Source organism: Serratia sp. GW822-FHT06E05 (assembly GCF_058799445.1).
Genome location: NZ_JBXALM010000006.1, coordinates 79161 through 99734 on the forward strand (window position 1 = coordinate 79161; position 20574 = coordinate 99734).

Annotated in this window: 21 protein-coding genes; 17 read left to right on the top strand and 4 right to left on the bottom strand. The window is 56.9% G+C overall.

The genetic code is table 11. The features are described from left to right. Positions 1-29: 29 nt before the first annotated feature. From AC1RKC_RS15310 to AC1RKC_RS15320, 3 genes are read right to left on the bottom strand one after another with little or no spacing between them, the layout of a single operon-like run. Complete coding sequence (locus tag AC1RKC_RS15310; RefSeq protein WP_020827884.1) at positions 30-1547, bottom strand: tripartite tricarboxylate transporter permease; 1518 nt, start codon at positions 1545-1547, stop codon at positions 30-32. Positions 1548-1558: 11 nt separating this feature from the next. After that, positions 1559-1990: a tripartite tricarboxylate transporter TctB family protein gene (locus AC1RKC_RS15315; protein WP_020827883.1), complete on the bottom strand. Its 432-nt coding sequence runs from the start codon at positions 1988-1990 to the stop codon at positions 1559-1561. A 13-nt stretch (positions 1991-2003) separates the two neighbouring features. Beyond that, positions 2004-2984: a Bug family tripartite tricarboxylate transporter substrate binding protein gene (locus tag AC1RKC_RS15320; protein ID WP_020827882.1), complete on the bottom strand. Its 981-nt coding sequence runs from the start codon at positions 2982-2984 to the stop codon at positions 2004-2006. A 299-nt stretch (positions 2985-3283) separates the two neighbouring features. Here AC1RKC_RS15320 and AC1RKC_RS15325 point away from each other — a divergent pair, with 299 nt between their 5' ends. The 3 genes from AC1RKC_RS15325 to AC1RKC_RS15335 all read left to right on the top strand — a co-directional run bounded on the left by AC1RKC_RS15325 (position 3284) and on the right by AC1RKC_RS15335 (position 5910). Continuing rightward, on the top strand, positions 3284-3610 hold the full coding sequence (locus AC1RKC_RS15325) for a hypothetical protein (RefSeq protein ID WP_046373043.1): 327 nt from the start codon (positions 3284-3286) through the stop codon (positions 3608-3610). 220 nt (positions 3611-3830) lie between these two features. Further along, positions 3831-4505, top strand: coding sequence for a transcriptional regulator TctD (tctD, locus tag AC1RKC_RS15330; protein WP_020827880.1), 675 nt, complete (start codon positions 3831-3833; stop codon positions 4503-4505). Next, positions 4492-5910 carry a sensor histidine kinase gene (locus AC1RKC_RS15335; RefSeq protein WP_020827879.1) on the top strand — a complete coding sequence of 473 codons (1419 nt, stop codon included), beginning with the start codon at positions 4492-4494 and terminating at the stop codon, positions 5908-5910. Before tctD ends, AC1RKC_RS15335 begins: the two co-directional genes overlap by 14 nt. Here the strand turns inward: AC1RKC_RS15335 and AC1RKC_RS15340 are convergent. Beyond that, positions 5907-6809 carry a DMT family transporter gene (locus AC1RKC_RS15340; RefSeq protein ID WP_046373044.1) on the bottom strand — a complete coding sequence of 301 codons (903 nt, stop codon included), beginning with the start codon at positions 6807-6809 and terminating at the stop codon, positions 5907-5909. The two genes, AC1RKC_RS15335 and AC1RKC_RS15340, sit on opposite strands and share 4 nt — an antisense overlap. A 117-nt stretch (positions 6810-6926) precedes the next feature. Here AC1RKC_RS15340 and AC1RKC_RS15345 point away from each other — a divergent pair, with 117 nt between their 5' ends. The 14 genes from AC1RKC_RS15345 to AC1RKC_RS15410 all read left to right on the top strand — a co-directional run bounded on the left by AC1RKC_RS15345 (position 6927) and on the right by AC1RKC_RS15410 (position 20572). Further along, positions 6927-7700 carry an AraC family transcriptional regulator gene (locus AC1RKC_RS15345; RefSeq protein ID WP_046373045.1) on the top strand — a complete coding sequence of 258 codons (774 nt, stop codon included), beginning with the start codon at positions 6927-6929 and terminating at the stop codon, positions 7698-7700. Between the two features lie 177 nt (positions 7701-7877). After that, positions 7878-8999: a 4-phosphoerythronate dehydrogenase PdxB gene (gene pdxB / locus AC1RKC_RS15350; RefSeq protein ID WP_046373046.1), complete on the top strand. Its 1122-nt coding sequence runs from the start codon at positions 7878-7880 to the stop codon at positions 8997-8999. 89 nt (positions 9000-9088) lie between these two features. After that, positions 9089-10099: an aspartate-semialdehyde dehydrogenase gene (locus AC1RKC_RS15355; protein ID WP_046373047.1), complete on the top strand. Its 1011-nt coding sequence runs from the start codon at positions 9089-9091 to the stop codon at positions 10097-10099. Then, on the top strand, positions 10099-10920 hold the full coding sequence (gene truA, locus AC1RKC_RS15360; RefSeq protein ID WP_020827874.1) for a tRNA pseudouridine(38-40) synthase TruA: 822 nt from the start codon (positions 10099-10101) through the stop codon (positions 10918-10920). The genes AC1RKC_RS15355 and truA overlap by 1 nt, the downstream gene beginning before the upstream one ends. A 75-nt stretch (positions 10921-10995) precedes the next feature. Next, positions 10996-11658, top strand: coding sequence for a DedA family protein (locus tag AC1RKC_RS15365; RefSeq protein ID WP_020827873.1), 663 nt, complete (start codon positions 10996-10998; stop codon positions 11656-11658). Between the two features lie 233 nt (positions 11659-11891). Then, positions 11892-12800 carry an acetyl-CoA carboxylase, carboxyltransferase subunit beta gene (accD, locus tag AC1RKC_RS15370; RefSeq protein ID WP_020827872.1) on the top strand — a complete coding sequence of 303 codons (909 nt, stop codon included), beginning with the start codon at positions 11892-11894 and terminating at the stop codon, positions 12798-12800. A 207-nt stretch (positions 12801-13007) separates the two neighbouring features. Next, complete coding sequence (gene folC / locus AC1RKC_RS15375; RefSeq protein WP_046373048.1) at positions 13008-14273, top strand: bifunctional tetrahydrofolate synthase/dihydrofolate synthase; 1266 nt, start codon at positions 13008-13010, stop codon at positions 14271-14273. Beyond that, the gene (gene dedD / locus AC1RKC_RS15380) at positions 14274-15038 is read left to right on the top strand and encodes a cell division protein DedD (RefSeq protein WP_046373049.1); all 765 of its coding nucleotides are present in this window, start codon (positions 14274-14276) and stop codon (positions 15036-15038) included. A 232-nt stretch (positions 15039-15270) separates the two neighbouring features. Beyond that, a complete protein-coding gene (gene cvpA / locus AC1RKC_RS15385) occupies positions 15271-15771 on the top strand; it encodes a colicin V production protein (protein WP_020827869.1) in 501 nt (166 codons plus the stop codon). A gap of 21 nt (positions 15772-15792) precedes the next feature. Beyond that, positions 15793-17310 (top strand): amidophosphoribosyltransferase, encoded by a 1518-nt coding sequence (purF, locus tag AC1RKC_RS15390; RefSeq protein WP_020827868.1) that lies wholly within the window; start codon positions 15793-15795, stop codon positions 17308-17310. Positions 17311-17441: 131 nt separating this feature from the next. After that, positions 17442-18014: a UbiX family flavin prenyltransferase gene (locus AC1RKC_RS15395; RefSeq protein WP_020827867.1), complete on the top strand. Its 573-nt coding sequence runs from the start codon at positions 17442-17444 to the stop codon at positions 18012-18014. 302 nt (positions 18015-18316) lie between these two features. Next, complete coding sequence (gene hisJ / locus AC1RKC_RS15400) at positions 18317-19099, top strand: histidine ABC transporter substrate-binding protein HisJ (protein WP_020827866.1); 783 nt, start codon at positions 18317-18319, stop codon at positions 19097-19099. 85 nt (positions 19100-19184) lie between these two features. Further along, on the top strand, positions 19185-19871 hold the full coding sequence (locus AC1RKC_RS15405; protein WP_020827865.1) for a histidine ABC transporter permease HisQ: 687 nt from the start codon (positions 19185-19187) through the stop codon (positions 19869-19871). Further along, positions 19868-20572: an ABC transporter permease gene (locus AC1RKC_RS15410; RefSeq protein ID WP_020827864.1), complete on the top strand. Its 705-nt coding sequence runs from the start codon at positions 19868-19870 to the stop codon at positions 20570-20572. The genes AC1RKC_RS15405 and AC1RKC_RS15410 overlap by 4 nt, the downstream gene beginning before the upstream one ends. The last annotated feature ends 2 nt before the right edge of the window (positions 20573-20574 follow it).

Consider the following 20574-nt stretch of genomic DNA (forward strand, 5'->3'; position numbering starts at 1 on the left):
AGGGCGGAGTTAATACTCCGCCCTTTTGCTTATTCGGCCTTGGCCGCTTCCGCCGTCAGGCGGCGTTTGCGTATTCTGCGCAACAGCAGCGGCAGCACCAGCACGGATACCGCCAGCACCAGCAGCGTTTGCGCGATGCCACTACCCCACAGGATGCTGAACTCACCGTTGCTGATCGACAGCGCGCGGCGCAGGTTTTGCTCCAGCATTTCTCCCAGAACGAAGCCCAGGATCAGCGGTGACATCGGGAAGTGCATCTTCCTCAGTATGTAACCAAACACCCCCAGCCCAACCATCAATAGCAGGTCAAAGGTGGTACTGTGCACCGCGTAAACGCCGACCGCCGACACCGCGGCAATCGCCGGTACCAGGAACCACAAAGGGATGGTCAGCATGCGGGTAAACAGGCCCACCAACGGCAGGTTCATGATCAGCAGGATCACGTTGGCAATCAGCAGCGCGGCAATCAGCCCCCAGACAATATCCGGCTGTTCGGTGAACATTGCCGGACCTGGCGTGATGTTGTACAGCGTCAGCGCCCCCATCATTACCGCTGTGGTGCCGGAACCCGGTACGCCCAGCGTCAGCATCGGAATGAACGAACCGCAGGCCGAGGCGTTATTGGCCGCTTCGGGCGCAGCAACGCCGCGGATATCCCCTTTGCCGAAGGTTTCGCTGTTGCCGCTGATCTTCTTTTCGGTCATGTAGGTGAGGGCGCTGGCGATGGTGGCCCCGGCACCCGGCAGAATGCCGACGAAGAAACCGATCACCGAAGAACGCAGCGTGGGGCCCACGCACTCGGCGGCCTCTTTACGGTTAAACAGCAGGCGGCCGGTCTTACGCACCAGTTTTTGCCCAGCGCTGGTGCTTTCGAGCATCAGCAAGATTTCACTGACCGAGAACAGGCCAATCACCACCACGATAAATTGCACGCCATCGGAGAGGTGGACGCTGTCGAAGGTGAAACGATAAACGCCGGTATTGGCGTCCACCCCGACCGTTGCCAGCCCCAGACCAATCAGCGCCGCCAGCAGCGATTTCAACGGGTTTTGGCTCATCATGCTTCCCAGGCAGGCGATAGCGAATACCATCAGGGCGAAATATTCTGCCGGACCAAATGCCAGTGACCAACGGGCCAGCAGCGGGGCAAACAGAATGATCCCGCCGATGGCAATCATCGAACCGACAAAGGAGCTGACCGCCGAAATCGACAGCGCGACGCCGGCACGGCCTTGTTGTGCCATGGGGTAACCGTCCAGTGCGGTCATGATCGCAGCAGCGTCTCCCGGTACGTTGAGCAATATCGAGGAGATGCGGCCGCCGTACTCGCAGCCGATATACACCGTCGCCAGCAAGATCAGTGCCGACTCGGCCGGTAATTTGAGGGCAAACGCCAGCGGCAGCAGGATCGCCACGCCGTTGATCGGCCCCAGACCCGGTAGCAGGCCGACAATGGTGCCGACGAAGCAGCCGATCAGGGCGATAATCAGGTTCTGGGGCACCAGCGCCACCTCGAACCCTTGAGACAAATACATCCAGGTTTCCATCATCGCCCCCGTTAGCTCAGCCAAACGCCGAGTGGCAGTGTCACATCAAGTAAGCGGTCAAAGGCGTAATAGAGCGCAACGCCCATGATCGCGCCAGACACCAACGCCGCTATCAGGCTGGCCTGGAACAGCAGGCCAATGCTGAAGGTCAGCAGTGCGGTTGCCAGCGGAAAGCCCAGCCACTCGAAGCCCCAGGCGTACAGCACCAGCGTGATCACCAGCACCAGCAGACGTTGCATCACCTTGTTATGCGGCCATTCAACGGCCTGCGGTTTGTTCAACAGCAGCAGCGCCGCACACAGCGCCATCAGGCTGAGAATAGCCAGTGGGAAGGGCCGCGGACCCAGTGGTTCATAGCTGTATTCACTCTGGATGCCCCAGCCGATAAACAGGCCGCCGATACACAGCAGCAGCCAGAACCCGGCAAAAATGCGATCGCTCATGGTATGCCCCCGGTTATTTTGCCAGGCCGAAAACTTTGGCCTGTTCGCGGTACTGATTGACCTGGTTTTTCACGTAGGCGTCCAATTCCTTGCCGGTCAGGTCGAATTCAAACAGGCCGCGCAGATCGCGCTGTTGCTTGAATTCCTCGGTCGCCATCATTTTCTTGAAGGTATCGAGCCACCACTGGTACTCCTCTTCCGTGACCTTCGGGCCAACGTAGAAGCCGCGAATGATCGGCCAGACCAGATTGAACCCTTGCTCTTTGGCGGTCGGAACATCGGCTAACTGACCCGGCAGGCGCTGTTCGGAATACACCGCCAGCACGCGAATTTTGTCGCCCTGCAGGTAAGGCACCATTTCGCTCAGATCGCCGGAAACTGCCTGGATGTGGTTGCCGAGCAGGGCAGTAACCGGCTCGCCGCCGCCTTCGAACGCCACGTAACGCATCTTGTGGGGATCGACGCCGACTTCGCGCGCCAGCAGGGCGGTTTTCATCCAGTCCTGGCTACCGATAGAAGCGCCTGCGCCGAACACCACGCTGTTGGGATCTTTTTGGAAGGCGTTCATCAGGTCTTTCAGGGTTTTGTACGGTGAGTCGGCACGCACGGCGATCATGCCGTAGTCGGTGCCGACAGCGGCCAACCATTTGACGTCATCGACGTTGTAACGGCCGAATTTTCCCTGTGACAGATTCAGCAGCGAGCCGCCGGAGAAGGCGACTACCGTGCCGAATTCCGCCGGGCGCTGAGCCACGATGGCGTTGTAAGCCACCGCACCTACGCCGCCGGGCATATAGGTCACGCGCATCGGTTTGTCGATGGCTTTAGTTTCTTGCAACGAGACCTGGATCAGCTTGCAGGTCAGGTCAAATCCCCCGCCAGGCTTGGCAGGAGCGATACATTCGGTGCGTTTCGGCGCTTCCAGGGCAAAAGCCTGATGGGTGGCCAGCAGCAGAGCGGTAGCGGTCAGTGTGCGGGTGATTATTTTTTTCATTGCTTTCCCCAAGGTATTTTTCAGTCGGTGTGGATCCCCGCCGATACGGGTTGCTGGATTGTTAAATCAACAACCTTTCATTTACCTTTCAACCGAGGGAAAAGTTTCCGGGATGTGATACGTGTCTCCTGTTAGCGAGAATTACACGACTGAGCATCGTCCTGATTGCCCGCCGGTTAACACATACGACAGGGGAATAACAGCCCGTAAAACCTGCTGAAAGCCTGCGTAATGTCAGTTTTGGTCGTTCTTTCTTGCGATAAAATGCCGAAAAATAAAATGTATGAAGGTGCGGTATTATGTTTTCATTAGGGAAGTTATTCGGCAGCAAGGACAGCAATAAAGTAAGTGCCATCAAGATGTTGCCCGCGGCTTATGCCGAGGCTGTTGGGGAGGAAGGCCATTGTCGACTGAAGCGCCTGCGTGCAGATATCGGCGTTTTTGAACTGCATTTTTCAAATGGCAAAGGCGAAAAATACACTAGCTACATGACCGCCTGTGTTACTGGCATAGATCTGGTTTTCTCCACCAACAATCGTTTGGTACTGGTGTCTCCACCGTTTACCCCCACCAAATTGAAACCGGTATTTGATATCGCTCTGGCTGACTGCGAATTCGAAATGTAGTGGCTGGATAAACGAATTAGCCCTGTTGCCGGCGGCTCAGGGTTTATTCCGTGTCGCAATTGTGTTCCAGCTCCCAAAACTGAATGGGGGCAACCCTTCTATCACTGCGTCTTCCGTGCCATCCTGCTGTTATAAAGATGTTAATTGACAATAAGTCGGATGCTGGCGCTATCGCTCAGTATTCGGCCTGCGGGCATAGAAAAATCAATGGAATGGAAACATGCGTCTGTTATTGGTTGAGGATCATCCCGAGTTATCCCACTGGCTGCAAAAGGCGTTAACCGGCGTCGGTTTTGCCGTCGACGTCGCGCCGGACGGGCTGGCGGCCGATCATTTGTTGTTAAACGAATCCTATGCGCTGGTGGTGCTGGACGTGGCGTTACCGCGGCTGAACGGGCTGGATCTGCTGGCCCGTCTGCGCAAGCGAGGGCAGGATTTACCGGTGCTGTTGCTGACGGCCAGAACCGACGTCGCCGATCGGGTTAAAGGGTTGAACCTGGGGGCCGACGATTATCTCACCAAGCCTTTCGAACTGGATGAGTTGGAGGCGCGCATTCGGGCGTTGCTGCGCCGCAGCGTTGGCGTGACCCAGCAGGCGCTGCAATACGGTGCGCTGACCTATCACGATGAAGGCTATTTTCAGCTGGACGACAAACCTCTGCAATTGACGCCGCGTGAACTGGCGGTGCTGACCGCGTTGATCCACCGCCGTGGTCGGCCGGTGGCCAAACAGCAGTTGTTTGAACAGGTGTTTACTTTGGCCGACGAGGCCAATCCGGAAAGCATCGAACTCTATGTCCACCGGCTGCGAAAAAAACTGCAGGGCAGCAACGTGGCGATTATCACTCTGCGCGGTCTGGGCTACAGCCTGGAGCTTTGCAATGAGGTGGTTTAACGCGCCGCAATCGCTGTTTTATCAACTGCTGTTGTTTTTTGGCCTGCCGCTGCTGGTGTTAGGCGGTATCTCGATTTATACCCACTACTTCAGCGCGATGAATGCCGCTACGCTGGCTTACGATCGTACGTTGCTGGCGTCAGCGCGTACCGTGGCGGAACGGTTGGTGGTGCGAAATGGCCGGCTTGAGGCGGATGTGCCCTACGTGGTGCTCGACAGCTTTGAGCGCAACATGAACGATCAGCTCTACTACGAAGTGATCTCCCCGCAGGGCGTAAGTATCTCCGGCTATGACGATCTGCCGACGATGCCGCCGCATATTTTACGCTCAAGCCTGTACCCGGCGCTGGTGCATTTCTATGACGCCGAATATCGCGGTCGACCGATCCGCGTCGCTGCCCTGTACCAGCCGGTCAACGAATCCGGAGTGATGGGCATGGCCACCATTCTGGTGGCGGAAACCCTGGAGTCGCGCCGCTATCTGGCAAGGCAGATGATGCTTTCCGCTTTGCTCAGCCAGGGAACCGTGGTTGTGCTGACCATGATCCTGGCCTTTGCGTTGCTCAAGCGGGTGCTTAAGCCGATGCGCAAGCTTTCCGGCATTATGCTGCGGCGTGACCCGGGTGAACTGACGCCATTGCCGATGGTGTTGCCCTGGTCGGAAATGCAGCCGCTGTTGCTGGCATTCAACCGCTATATTGAACGGCTGCGGGTGATGGTCGCACGACAGGAACGTTTTAGCGCCGACGCTTCACATCAGCTGCGCACGCCGTTAACCGTATTGAAAACCCAGGTGGGGGTGGCGCTGGCCAGCGATAAGCCGGAGCAGTGGCGGGAAAGCTTGCTGGCCATGAGCGCAACGCTGGATAACACCGTGGCGCTGACCGATCGCTTGCTCTATCTCTCACGGCTCAAAGCTCATGAGCATCACGCCGATCGCCAACTGCAGCCGGTAAACCTGGCGCAGGTGCTGCGCGATGCCTGTTTTTCACGTTTACCCCAGGCCCGCAGCAAGCGCATCGATTTGGGGTACGAGGGAGAATCGGTTTGTTGGGTCGGCGGAGAAACGCTGTTGCTAACCGAACTGTGCGCCAACTTGCTGGATAACGCACTGAAATATACGCCGCATCAGGGCACGGTCACCGCACGTTTAACCCTGGACAAGCAGGCCGGGGAGGGAATATTGGAAATTGAAGACAGCGGCCCGGGCATTGCCCAACAGGATACCGCGCAGGCGCTGCAGCCGTTTCATCGGTTGGATAACGTGGGTGATCAACCCGGTGCCGGGTTAGGGCTGGCGCTGGTCAGCGATATCACCCGTTATCACGGCACCCGCCCGGAGCTGTTGACCTCGGCCACGCTGGGTGGCCTGCTGGTGCGGGTGCGTTTTCAATTATTATCTTAGCTCTGACACTCCGCGGCTTGTTTGGCCTTGCGTCCCAGCGGTGTGCGCAGACGCTGCGACAGGATCACGCCCAGCAGGGTAATGCCGCCGCCGATCAGATGGTAGCTGTGTAGATGTTCATGCAGGAACAGCACCGCAATGATGGCGGTAAATACCGGTGCCAGGTTCATAAAGATCGACGCGGTATTGGCCCCCAGACGCATAACGCCGTGGATCCACAGATAAGGTGCGACAATCGAGGCCGGAATGCCGGCAAACAGCACCAGCGGGATGTTTTGGCTGGTCAGAGACACGTCTTGTGCCATCAGGAAGTTCGGCAGTAACAGCACCACGCCGAACAGGATCTGCACATACAACGACTGCCAGTTCGGCAGGGCAATCGCCCAACGTTTGGTCAGCACGCCGTACAGCGCATAAGAGGCGGTGGCGGCGAACATCATCAATTCCCCCTTGCCGATGCCGTGCTGCAGCAACTCACCCGGGTTACCGGCACTCACCAGCCAGATCAAGCCGCCCAAAGACAACAGGCTGCCGATGGCAATACCTACCGTGGGAGCGACCCGCAACAGCACGATGCTGATCAGAATGGTCAGTAATGGGATCAGCGAGACAATAATACCCATAAACAGCGCGCTGACGCTGTGCGCCGCGTAATAGGCCAGACTCTGATACAGCACCATGCCCAGCATGCCGAGAACCAGCAATTTCCACCAGTTGGTGCGTATTGCCGACCAATGGCGGATCACGCCGGGCAGCACGAACGGTGTAAGGGTGATCAGCGCCAGCAACCAGCGGTAGAAGGAGATCGCGGCCGGATCGATAGCGGTGGCCGAGAGTTTGCTGACCACGGCGTTGATTGACCAAATCAGAACCGCCAGCAAAGGGAAGAGCATATTCATGATAATTATTCTCATTAACGACTAACATGCTGGCTAGTTTACTCGTGTCCGGTTTATTATATATAGCGATATTCAGACAAATTTTCTGCCAAACAAGACAAGTAACGGGGCGAAACCATGCCAGAAATCCGCCATTTCCCAGAAGCCTTGATCCCGGCGCCGCGGCCGGTGCAGTTCCGCTGCGAAGAGTTCAATGCTCGTACCGAGTTCCAGCCACATCGCCACAGCTGGGGACAGTTGATGTGGGTAAAAGCTGGCGTCATGGTGCTGCGTATCGGCGGCCAGCGCTTTTTGGCGCCGCCAGAGTTTGTGTTGTGGGCGCCGGCGGAGATTGAACACTCCTGCTATAACCAGCGCTTGGCGCAGTGTCGCATGGTGGATATTGCGCTGCCGCTGTGCGCCGGTTTGCCGGAAGAACCTTGTCTGGTCAGCGTGACCCCGATTTTCCGCGCCATTGCCGAAGATTTTTACGCTCGCAAACAATACATCCCGCAAAGCAAACAGGATTTACGCCTGTGCCGCGCGTTGATCGACCAACTGCATATATCACCGGTGCAGCAAACTTATCTGCCGACCTCCGAAGACAAATTTTTGGCACCGGTGTTGGAAGCCCTGGAGCACTGTCCGTCGGACAATACCTCGCTCGCCATCTGGGCCACTCGGGTCTACACCACTGAACGCACGCTGTCGCGCCGTTGCCAGCAGGACTTGGGGATGTCGTTTAGCGAATGGCGCCAGCGCCTGCGTTTTTTGCATGCCGTTTCGCTGTTGGAGCAGGGTAAAACCGTACAAGAGGTTGCGCTGGAAGTAGGCTATAGCTCTGCGTCGGCGTTTATCGTCATGTTTCAGCAAATCGCCGGCACCACCCCCGAGCGCTTTCGCCGGGCATGATTCAGTGGCACACTATTTCCCAGATAACGCTTCATACTTGACGCCGCCTCTGCGTTGGCTGCGAGCACTCACCCCAGTCACTTATTTGAGTAAGCTTCTGGGGACTCCTGCTCTTACCGCCTTGATGCAGCGCCAATTATTTTGGGTATAAATAGCCGTAAACCGTCGGAGCAACAAGTGAAAATCCTGGTTGATGAAAATATGCCGTACGCGACTGAATTGTTCAGTCGCTTGGGGAACGTACAGGCCGTGCCTGGCCGCCCAATTCCGAGTGATGCGTTGGCGGATGCCGATGCGTTGATGGTGCGCTCGGTGACCAAAGTGAATGAAGCGCTGCTTGCCGGCACCCGCATTGGTTTTGTCGGCACCGCGACAGCCGGCACCGATCACGTAGACGACGCCTGGCTGCAACAGCAGGGTATAGGTTTTTCTGCGGCACCGGGGTGCAACGCCATTGCCGTGGTGGAATATGTCTTCTCCGCGCTGATGTTGCTGGCTGAGCGTGACGGTTTTCACCTGCGCGATAAAACCGTCGGTATTATCGGCGTTGGCAACGTAGGTTCACGGCTGGATGCCCGTTTGAAAGCCCTGGGCGTACGTACCTTACTGTGCGATCCGCCGCGTGCCGATCGTGGTGACAGCGGCGAGTTCTGGCCATTGGAGAAGCTGGTGGCGGAAGCTGACGTGCTGACCTTCCATACGCCGCTCAATAAATCCGGCCCTTATCATTCATTGCACCTGGCGGATGCCGAACTGCTGGCGGCACTGCCGGACAATCGCATTCTGATCAACGCTTGCCGCGGTCCGGTAGTCGACAACGCGGCGCTGTTGCAGGCGCTGGAAAAAGGCAAAAAGCTGAGCACGGTGCTGGACGTGTGGGAACCTGAGCCGGAGCTGTCTCTGCCGCTGCTGGCGCGGGTCGATATCGGTACCGCGCATATCGCCGGTTATACGCTGGAGGGTAAGGCGCGCGGCACGACGCAGGTCTTCGAGGCCTTCAGCCGCCACCTGGGACAGCCGCAGCAGATCGAACTGGCCTCATTGTTGCCGGTGCCTGAGTTCAGTCAGATCCAGCTCAATGGGCCACTGGACGAAGGCAAATTAAAACGATTGATGCACTTGGTGTATGATGTGCGCCGCGACGACGCGCCGCTGCGTAAAGTGGCCGGGCAACCGGGCGAGTTTGATCGTCTGCGCAAACATTATCAGGAGCGCCGTGAATGGTCTTCATTACGCGTCCAGTGTGATGATAGCGCCAGTGCGGAGCTGCTGCACAAGCTGGGCTTTTCGATCGCGTAAGGCTTTCTTAAGCCACAGTGACTAATTTTGTTATCAGGGCGGCGAATCAGTCGCCCATCTGCATTTGAAAAATACTCTGGAGAAACCCAATGTCTGACGGCTGGAATATCGCTCTGCTTGGCGCCACTGGCGCGGTAGGTGAAGCGTTGCTGGAATTGTTACAGGAACGCCAGTTCCCGGTGGGCGAACTCTATCCTTTGGCCAGCGAACGCAGTGCCGGTGCCACGGTGCGCTTCAATGGCAAATCGGTTCTGGTGCAAAAAGCGGAAGAATTCGACTGGTCACAGGCCCAATTGGCGTTCTTCGTCGCCGGTAGCGAAGCCTCGGCCCGCTATGCGGAAGAAGCCGGCAATATGGGCTGCCTGGTGATCGACACCAGTGGCCTGTTTGCGCTGGAGCCGGACGTTCCGCTGGTGGTACCGGGGGTTAACCCGCAGGTGCTGGCGGATTACCGTAATCGTAATATCGTCGCCGTGGCCGACAGCATGGTCAGCCAACTGCTGACGGCCATCAAACCTTTGACCGAACAGGCCGGGCTTTCCCGTCTGCACGTCACCACCCTGATGTCGGTCTCTGCCCGCGGAAAAGTGGCGGTAGACGATTTGGCCGGTCAGAGTGCGCGCCTGCTGAACGGCATTCCGGCCGAGCCGGGCGTGTTTGCCAAGCAGCTGGCGTTCAACCTGCTGCCGTTGATGACCGACGAGCAGGGCAGCGTGCGCGAAGAACGGTTGATCGTCGACCAGGTGCGTAAAGTGCTGCAGGACGAAGGGCTGCCGATCTCGGTGAGCTGCGTGCAGTCGCCGGTGTTTTACGGTCATGCGCAGGTGGTGCATCTGGAAGCGCTGCGCCCAATTTCTGCGGAAGAAGCGCGCAGCGAGCTGGAGCAGGTAGACGATATCCAACTGAGCGAAGAAGACGACTATCCGACTCAGGTCACTGAAGCTTCCGGCAGCGATGCGCTTAGCCTGGGCTGCTTGCGCAATGACTACGGCATTCCTGAAATTCTGCAGTTCTGGTCGGTCGCCGACAACGTACGCTTCGGTGGCGCGCTGATGGCTATCGAAACCGCAGAGCGTCTGGTGCAGGAGCAGATGTACTGATGTCAGAGGTTGTTTTGCCCACCCAGCCGACCCTGAAAATCGCGCTGGGGATTGAATATGACGGCAGCCGTTATTATGGCTGGCAGCGTCAGCAGGAAGTGGCCAGCGTGCAGGCCTGTCTGGAACAGGCCTTGAGCAAGGTGGCCAATGCGCCGATCAACGTGCTGTGCGCCGGACGTACCGACGCCGGAGTGCACGCTACCGGTCAGGTGGTGCATTTTGAAACCACCGCGCAGCGCAAGGACGCCGCCTGGACGATGGGGGTCAACACCCATCTGCCGCCGGATATCGCTGTGCGCTGGGTAACCGGCGTGCCTGAAGATTTCCATGCGCGTTTCAGCGCCACCGCGCGCCGTTACCGCTACATTATTTATAATCACCGCTACCGCCCAGCGGTATTGCAGCAGGGGATGACCCATTTTTATCACCCGCTGGATGCCGACCGGATGGAAAGGGCGGCGCAGGCGCTGCTGGGCGAAAACGACTTTACGTCGTTTCGCGCCGTGCAATGCCAGTCGCGTACTCCCTGGCGTAACGTAAAACACGTTAAGGTTACGCGCCACGGTGAATATATTGTGGTAGATATCAAGGCGAATGCCTTTGTGCATCATATGGTTCGCAACATTGTCGGTAGCCTGATGGAAATTGGCTGCGGCAATCAGGACGAGAACTGGATGGCCGAGTTGCTGGCGCTGAAGGATCGCAATCTGGCTGCGGCTACGGCGCGGGCCGAAGGGTTATACCTGGTGAGCGTTGATTATCCTGAGCACTTTGCTTTACCCCGGCCACCGATGGGGCCACTGTTTTTACCCGACGATTAAACGCCGGCGCGACTGACGCGTTGCTCCCTTGTGTACCTGCCGGGTGGGTGAGACACCCGGTCAAAGAGAGAACCTATGGACATCATCAAGTTTGTGATTGATTTTATTCTGCATATTGACGTGCATCTGGCCGAGCTGGTGGCGCAATACGGTATGTGGGTGTACGGTATTTTGTTCCTGATCCTGTTTTGCGAAACCGGCCTGGTGGTGACGCCTTTCCTGCCGGGGGATTCTCTGCTGTTTGTTGCAGGGGCGCTGGCGGCATTGCCGACCAACGATCTGAATGTGCACACCATGGTGGCGTTGATGATCGGCGCGGCGATACTCGGGGATGCGGTGAACTACACTATTGGGCGGTTGTTCGGGGAAAAGCTGTTCAGTAACCCGAATTCGAAAATCTTCCGCCGCAGCTACCTGGATAAAACCCACCAGTTTTATGAAAAACACGGCGGGAAGACGATCATTCTGGCGCGATTTGTGCCGATCGTGCGTACTTTTGCGCCGTTCGTCGCCGGTATGGGGCATATGTCCTATCGCCATTTCGCTGCCTACAACGTGATTGGCGCATTGGTTTGGGTGCTGCTGTTCACCTATGCTGGTTACCTTTTCGGCGACTTGCCGATCGTGCAGGAAAACCTGAAACTGTTGATCGTGGCTATCATCATTGTTTCAATTCTGCCGGGCATCATTGAAATTTGGCGCCACAAGCGCGCGGCTGCTCGCCAGCAAAAACAGTAAAAACATCGCTCAACCTGTCGGTTCGACCAGTTTTTTATCCACAGTGTCGGGCCGATATGGTTTAATGAGCGACATTTATGGTCTGTTCCTGTTAACAACCTTGAAACCAGTGCCTCTGTCGCGCGCTAGTCGCGTTTTGCTCAGGCACTTTTTCATTGGGTTTGTTTTCGGGGGGATTGTTAAAGCATGAACTGCGGACTGGCGTCTGCCAGGTTCAAACAGAAAGGTCATCGATGAGCTGGATTGAACGAATTCTTAACAAGAGCAATATTACCCAAACCCGTAAGGCAAGTATTCCTGAAGGGGTTTGGACCAAATGCGATAGCTGCGGCCAGGTTCTCTACCGCGCCGAGCTGGAGCGTAATCTGGAAGTGTGCCCGAAATGCGACCACCACATGCGCATGACTGCGCGTATGCGTCTGCATACCCTGCTTGATGAAGGCAGTGAAGTGGAGCTGGGCAGCGAACTGGAGCCGAAAGACGTTCTGAAGTTCAAGGATTCCAAGAAGTATAAGGACCGCCTGGTTGCCGCGCAGAAAGCGACCGGTGAAAAAGATGCATTGGTGGTGATGAAAGGCACGCTGTACGGTATGCCGATCGTCGCCGCTTCATTCGAATTCGCCTTCATCGGCGGTTCCATGTCGTCCGTGGTCGGCGCGCGTTTTGTTCGTGCGGTTGAGCAGGCGCTGGAAGACAACTGTCCGCTGGTGTGTTTCTCTGCCAGTGGCGGCGCTCGTATGCAAGAAGCGCTGATGTCGCTGATGCAGATGGCGAAAACCAGCGCAGCGTTGGCAAAATTGCAGGAACGCGGTCTGCCGTACATTTCGGTGCTGACCGACCCGACCATGGGGGGCGTTTCCGCCAGTCTGGCCATGCTGGGCGATATCAATATCGCCGAGCCGAAGGCGCTGATCGGCTTTGCCGGCCCACGCGTCATCGAGCAGACAGTGCGTGAAAAACTGCCGCCGGGCTTCCAGCGCAGTGAGTTCCTGATTGAGAAAGGCGCGATCGACATGATCGTGCGTCGCCCGGAAATGCGCCAGACCTTGGCGAGTATCCTTTCCAAGCTGACCAACCAGCCGCAGCCGCATTTCGATGAGGTTGCGCCGGTGGCCGGGCAGGAAAGTCAGGCCGACGCCTGAGGCTGATAAGTCACCCGCGCGGCGCAGGTCTCGCGGGTTTCAACCGTCATTTTGTGGCTAAGTGACGGTTGAAATACCCTTGTAGATTGAGCGTAGCGGTCCATTCCGACGCTTGGAAGACAACGGGTATCATGCAGAGCATCGCCTTTACCGCGGTGAGGGTGGTGCCCTGATGGATTAATGAACCCAAGTTCAGTGACGGGACTCATGCAAAACCACCAAATTCCCCAAGCCACGTCGCCATTGAGCTCGTGGCTTTTCTATCTTGAGCGTCTGCACAGCCAGGCGATCGAACTCGGCCTGGAACGCGTACAGCGCGTTGCAGCGCATCTTGATTTACTCACCCCTGCACCGACGGTGTTCACCGTTGCCGGTACCAACGGCAAAGGCACCACCTGCCGCACCCTGGAAGCCATTTTGATGGCGGCCGGTCTGCGCGTCGGCGTTTATAGCTCGCCGCACCTGGTGCGCTACACCGAGCGTGTGCGCATTCAAGGCGATGAGCTGAGCGAGGCCGAACACTGCCGTTCGTTTGCCGCCATTGAAGCGGGCCGGGGCGAAACCTCACTGACTTACTTCGAATTTGGCACCCTGTCGGCGTTGCAGCTGTTCAAACAGGCTAAGCTTGACGTGGTGATCCTGGAAGTGGGCCTGGGCGGCCGCCTGGACGCAACCAATATCGTCGATCCGAGCGTGGCGGTGGTAACCAGCATCGCGCTGGATCATACCGACTGGCTGGGCAGCGATCGCGAAAGCATTGGCCGCGAAAAGGCCGGTATTTTCCGTGGTGGTAAACCTGCGGTGGTGGGTGAACCGGATATGCCGGCGACCATTCAGCATGTGGCGGATACGCTGGGGGCGCAGCTGTATCGTCGCGGCGACGCCTGGACCTTCAGCGAACAGGGCGAACGCTGGCAGTGGGAGGGCGGTGGCACCTTGCTGACCGACTTGCCGATGCCAAATGTGCCGCTGGCGAATGCCGCGACGGCGTTGGCGGCGCTGCATTTTTCTGCGCTGGAAATCGATGAACGTGCGATCTTCGCCGGTCTGCAGCAGGCGACGTTGCCTGGGCGCTTCCAGATTGTGCGCCGCGATCCGATGTTGATCCTCGATGTCGCGCATAACCCGCACGCAGCCGGTTATCTGGCCGGGCGTCTGGCGACGCTGCCGCGCAATGGCGGTAAAGTGCGCGCGGTGGTGGGCATGCTGTCGGACAAAGACATCGCCGGTACGCTGGCCTGTCTGAGTGAGCAGGCCGATGAGTGGTATTGTGCGCCGCTGGAAGGGCCGCGCGGTGCCAGCGCCGAGCAGTTGGCGCAACATTTGACGGAACCGCGGCAGTTCGCCGATGTCGAAACTGCCTGGCGTCAGGCTATGCAGGACGCTGATATTCAGGATATTGTGATCGTCTGTGGATCGTTCCACACCGTTGCACAGGTAATGGCGGCGTTAGACGAGATGCGGGGAGTGTGAGTGGCAAGTAAATTTCAAAACCGATTGGTCGGTACCGTCATTTTGGTTGCGCTGGGGGTGATTATCCTGCCAGGGCTGCTGGACGGTAAAAAGAAACATTATGAGGACGAGTTCGCCGCCATCCCTTTGGTGCCGAAGGCCGGTGATGTGGAAGAAAACGACGTGGTGCCGCCGGTAAGCCAGACGCTGCCGGCCCAACCGCCGGAAGGCGCGGGCGCGATGGTGGAGCAGCAGGCTGCCAATGAAGCGGCGACGCAACAGGCCATCCGCCAGCCAGCTCAGCAACCGACCCAGGTTACGCCGCCGCCGGTTGAAACCCGACCGGTACAGCAGCCGAAACCGAAACCGGTTGAGACCAAGCCGGTGGAAGTGAAATCGAAACCGGTACAGCAGCCGAAACCGGTGGAAGTGAAGCCGGTGGTGAAACCTGAACCTAAGCCAGAGCCGAAACCGGAGCCTACGCCGACACCGAAGCCTGAACCTGCACCCGTGCAGAAACCGGCGGAAGAGAAAGCGCCGGCAGGGCAGGCATATGTGGTGCAGCTCGGGGCGCTGAAGAACGCCGCCAAGGTCAATGAGGTGGTGGCGTCGCTGAGGCTGTCCGGCTATCGTGCCTTTACCGTGCCGTCAACGCCGGTACAGGGGCAGATCACCCGGATTTATGTCGGGCCAGACGCCTCGAAACAGAAACTGCAGTCTTCTCTGCCCGCGCTGAATTCTATCAGCGGCTTGAGCGGTCAGGTGAAGCCGTACGGCGTACGTTAACCGCAGGGGGCACAGCATGCTGTGCCCCGGAACCGAAAGATGACGGTATAATCATTAAAAAAACTGTGCCTTTCGTAGCTGAAATGGCCTATGTAGGCGCGGCGATTGGGAATTTTTTTATCGCCGCTTTTTATTTGTAACGTGGTAGGAAAACCCCTACGCAAACGTTTTCTTTTTCTGTTAGAATTCGCCGCGAATTGGATGCAGGGGCGATTCATCATTGGAATAGTTCATGGTCTGGATTGATTACGTCATTATAGCGGTGATTGGATTTTCGGCTCTGGTTAGCCTGATCCGAGGGTTTGTTCGCGAAGCATTGTCACTTGTGACATGGGGATGTGCGTTTTTTGTTGCCAGCCATTTCTACTCTTACCTTGCGGTCTACTTCACTCGTTTTGAAGATGAACTGGTGCGAAACGGCATCGCGATTGCCATCTTGTTTATCGCGACCCTGATCGTAGGAGCTATTGTTAACTATGTGATTAGCTCACTGGTAGAGAAAACCGGGTTATCAGGCACCGACCGGGTGCTGGGCGTCTGTTTCGGCGCACTGCGCGGCGTGTTAATCGTTTCGGCGATACTGTTTTTCCTGGATACCTTTACCGGCTTTTCACAAAGCGCAGACTGGAAACAGTCGCAGCTTATTCCCCAGTTCAGTTACATCATCAGGTGGTTCTTTGACTACCTGCAGAGCACGTCGAGTTTCTTACCGACCCATTTACCGGGGCGGTAGCGCTGATGAGGAAAAGACAACATGTGCGGTATTGTCGGTATCGCCGGTTTTATGCCGGTAAACCAGTCGATTTATGATGCGTTGACGGTGCTACAGCACCGTGGCCAGGATGCCGCAGGCATCGTCACCATCGATGCCCATAACGGGTTCCGTCTGCGTAAGGCAAACGGTCTGGTGAAGGATGTGTTCGAGGCACGCCATATGCAGCGCTTGCAGGGCAACATGGGTATTGGCCATGTGCGCTACCCGACGGCTGGCAGCTCCAGTGCCTCAGAGGCTCAACCTTTCTATGTAAACTCACCGTTCGGCATTACGCTGGCACACAACGGCAACCTGACCAACGCCCATGAACTGCGTCAAACGCTGTTTGAAAGCGGTCGCCGCCATGTCAACACCACCTCCGATTCCGAGATTTTGCTGAACGTACTGGCCAGCGAGCTGGACCGTTTCCAACACTATCCGCTGGAGTCCGACAACGTATTCACCGCCGTTGCCGCCATGCATCAGCAGCTGCGCGGCGCTTACGCCTGCGTCGCGATGATCATCGGCCATGGCCTGCTGGCGTTCCGTGACCCTAACGGCATCCGCCCGCTGGTGATTGGCAAACGCACGCTTGAAGACGGCCGCAACGAGTATATGGTGGCTTCCGAGAGCGTGGCGTTGGATACGCTGGGCTTCGAGTTCCTGCGCGATGTGGCACCGGGGGAAGCGGTGTACATCACCGACAAGGGCCAACTGTTCACTCGTCAGTGTGCAGAGAACCCAAAAACCAACCCGTGCCTGTTCGAATACGTTTACTTCGCCCGTCCAGACTCCTTTATGGACAAGATTTCGGTCTACAGCGCCCGCGTACGCATGGGGCAGAAGCTGGGTGAGAAAATTGCCCGCGAATGGGAAGACTTGGACATCGACGTGGTGATCCCTATCCCGGAAACCTCCTGTGATATCGCGTTGGAAATCGCCCGTATCCTGGACAAGCCGTATCGTCAGGGCTTTGTGAAGAACCGCTACGTCGGCCGTACCTTCATCATGCCTGGTCAGCAGGCGCGTCGCCAATCGGTACGCCGCAAGCTGAATGCCAACCGCGCCGAATTCCGCGACAAGAACGTTCTGCTGGTGGACGACTCCATCGTGCGCGGTACCACGTCTGAACAGATCGTGGAAATGGCGCGCGACGCCGGGGCGAAGCGTGTTTATCTGGCTTCCGCAGCGCCGGAGATTCGTTTCCCCAACGTGTACGGCATCGACATGCCAAGCGCCAACGAGCTGATTGCCCACGGCCGTGAAGTGGATGAAATCCGCCAGATCATCGGCGCCGACGGTTTGATCTTCCAGAATCTGGACGATCTGATTGAAGCGGTGCGTGAAGAGAACCCGGACATCAGCCAGTTCGAATGCTCGGTATTCAACGGTATCTACGTCACCAAAGACGTCGACCAGAGCTACCTCGAGTATCTGGAATCGCTGCGCAATGACGACGCCAAAGAAATGCGTAGCCAGACCGAAGCGGAAAATCTGGAAATGCACAACGAAGGTTAAGCCTTCGCACTGACCAAAATGGTGCACCGCGGCGGTCGCTGCGGTGCATTATTCCCGCCTGACTTGCTTATATAGCGCCATTGCGGCAAAGTCTGCCTGATCCTATTTTTTCCGTGGCAGAGGCCAGCTTTATGAAACGAATCATCATCGGTATTTCCGGCGCCAGCGGCGCTATCTACGGCGTGCGCCTGCTGCAGGTATTGCGTGACGTTGCAGAAGTGGAAACCCATTTGGTGATGAGTAATGCAGCGCGACAAACGCTGTCGCTGGAAACCGCGCTCAGCCTGCGCGAAGTGCAGGCGCTGGCCGATGTGGTACATGACTCGCGCGATATTGGCGCCAGCATCTCTTCCGGATCGTTCAAAACTATCGGGATGGTGATTTTACCTTGCTCAATCAAAACGTTGTCCGGTATCGCCAACAGCTACAGCGATGGTCTGCTGACGCGCGCCGCTGACGTGGTGCTTAAAGAGCGTCGCCGGTTGGTGCTGTGCGTGCGTGAAACTCCGCTGCACGTGGGCCACCTGCGCCTGATGACTCAAGCGGCAGAAATGGGGGCCGTCATTATGCCGCCGGTGCCGGCGTTTTATCACCGCCCCGAAAGTGTAGAAGACATCATCGACCAAACGGTGAACCGGGTGGTCGATCAGTTCGATATTGAATTACCCAAAGATTTATTTTCCCGCTGGCAAGGTGCCAATTAACAAATTTCTCTCCAATTTGGCACATTTGTGCAACACCGCACTGAATTAGGGCGGCACCTGCACCATAATGATCCCACTTCATCACGTTCACTGTTTCAAGGCGCTGGTATTTCTCCATTGCCCGTGGCGCGGCCCAGCCAGGCCGATTTAATTTTGCGGTTATCGTCCCAGGAAACAGTTTTGTGAAGGTCGGAGCCGTTCCCTCCGCCTACAGCAACCAATGTGGCACGATTACTGCAAATTGATTTGGTGGAAAAATAATGCCCGCAGTGGCATCGAAAAAATCAATTTGAGGGTAATTTATGAAAAAGCTGGTTAAGGTTCTTCCTTTAGTCTTGGCTTTAAGCGCAGCAAGCAGCGCATTTGCCGCCGTACCATCGACCTTGAAGATAGGTACCGATCCGACCTATGCACCCTTTGAGTCCAAAAATGCCAAAGGTGAGCTGGTCGGCTTTGATATCGATCTGGCCAAAGAGCTGTGCAAACGCATAAATACCCAATGTACCTTTGTGGAAAGCGATTTTGACGCGCTGATCCCTTCTCTGAAGGCGAAGAAAATTGACGCCATCATCTCTTCTTTGTCGATCACCGAAAAACGCCAGCAGGAAATTGCCTTTACCGACAAGCTGTATGCCGCGAACGCCCGCCTGATCGCGCCGAAAGGATCGAAACTGTTGCCTACCGTGGATGCGCTGAAAGGCAAGAGCGTCGGCGTGCTGCAGGGCACCACTCAGGAAGCCTATGCCAACGCCATGTGGCAACCTAAGGGCATCACCGTTGTGCCTTATCAGAACCAGGATTTGGTCTACGCCGACCTGGCATCCGGCCGTATCGATGCCGCCTTCCAGGATGAAGTCGCAGGGAGTGATGGCTTCCTGAAACAGCCTCCAGGCAAGGATTACGCTTTCGCCGGCGAATCGGTGAAGGATGACAAATTCTTTGGCGTAGGTACCGGCATGGGCCTGCGCAAGACCGATACCGAGCTCAAGGCGGCGCTGGATAAGGCCTTTGCCGAAATGCGCAAAGACGGCACCTACGACAAGTTTGCGAAGAAATACTTCGACTTTGACGTCTACGGCGGTTAATGCCGCATACCCTTCCATGTTGTGACTACGGGGCCGGTCTGCCGGCCCCGATGGTTCGGGATCCTATGACGACAGGGTGAAGTAAATGCTGCAAGGCTACTCCCAATTGATATTTGAGGGCGCTCTGGTGACGCTGGAGCTGGCCCTCAGTTCCGTACTGCTGGCGGTGGTGATTGGTTTGATCGGCGCCGGTGGCAAGCTTTCCCATAACCGTCTGCTTTCCACGCTGTTTGGCGCTTATACCACGCTGATCCGTGGCGTACCCGATCTGGTACTGATGCTGCTGATTTTCTACGGCCTGCAAATTGCACTTAACAACATCACCGAACTGCTTGGTTTTTCGCAAATCGATATTGATCCGCTCAGCGCGGGGATCATCACCCTCGGGTTTATCTACGGTGCCTATTTCACTGAGACTTTCCGTGGGGCCTTTTTGGCGGTGCCGAAAGGGCAGATAGAAGCGGCCACTGCCTACGGTTTTTCCGGTTCGCAAATATTCCGCCGCATTCTGTTCCCTGCCATGATGCGTTTTGCCCTGCCTGGCATCGGCAATAACTGGCAGGTGATCCTCAAGGCGACGGCGCTGGTGTCGATTCTGGGCCTGAACGACGTGGTGAAGGCCACCCAGCTGGCCGGTAAAGGCACCTATCAACCGTTCTTCTTCGCGATCGTGGCCGGGGTGGTTTATCTGGTCTTCACCACCGTGTCCAATGGCGTGCTGTTGTGGCTTGAACGGCGTTATTCCCTCGGCGTCCGGAGGGCTGAGCTATGATCGAAATTTTGCAACAGTATTGGCAGTCGTTGTTGTGGAGCGACGGTTATCGCTTTACCGGCGTGGCGGTCACGCTGTGGTTGCTGATCTCCTCGGTGGTGATGGGCGGTTTGCTGGCGATCCCGATGGCGGTGGCGCGCGTTTCCTCCATCAGTTGGGTGCGCTTCCCGGTATGGCTGTATACCTACATATTCCGCGGCACGCCGTTGTATGTGCAATTGCTGGTGTTCTACTCCGGCATGTACAGCCTGGAAATCGTGCGCGGTACGGACTTCCTCAACGCCTTCTTCCGCAGCGGGCTCAACTGCACCATTTTGGCGCTGACGCTGAACACCTGCGCCTATACCACCGAAATCTTCGCCGGGGCTATTCGCGCGGTACCGCACGGTGAAATCGAGGCAGCCAATGCCTATGGTTTCTCACGCTTTAAAATGTACCGCTGCATCATTTTACCTTCCGCGCTGCGCACCGCGTTGCCTGCCTACAGTAACGAAGTGATCCTGATGCTGCACTCTACCGCGCTGGCGTTTACCGCCACCGTGCCGGATCTGCTGAAGATAGCGCGAGACATCAATGCGGCGACCTATCAACCGTTTTATGCCTTCGGCATTGCGGCGGTACTGTATCTGATCATCTCCTACGGGTTAATCAGCCTGTTCCGCAAGGCGGAAAAGCGCTGGATGGCACACGTTAATCACTGATA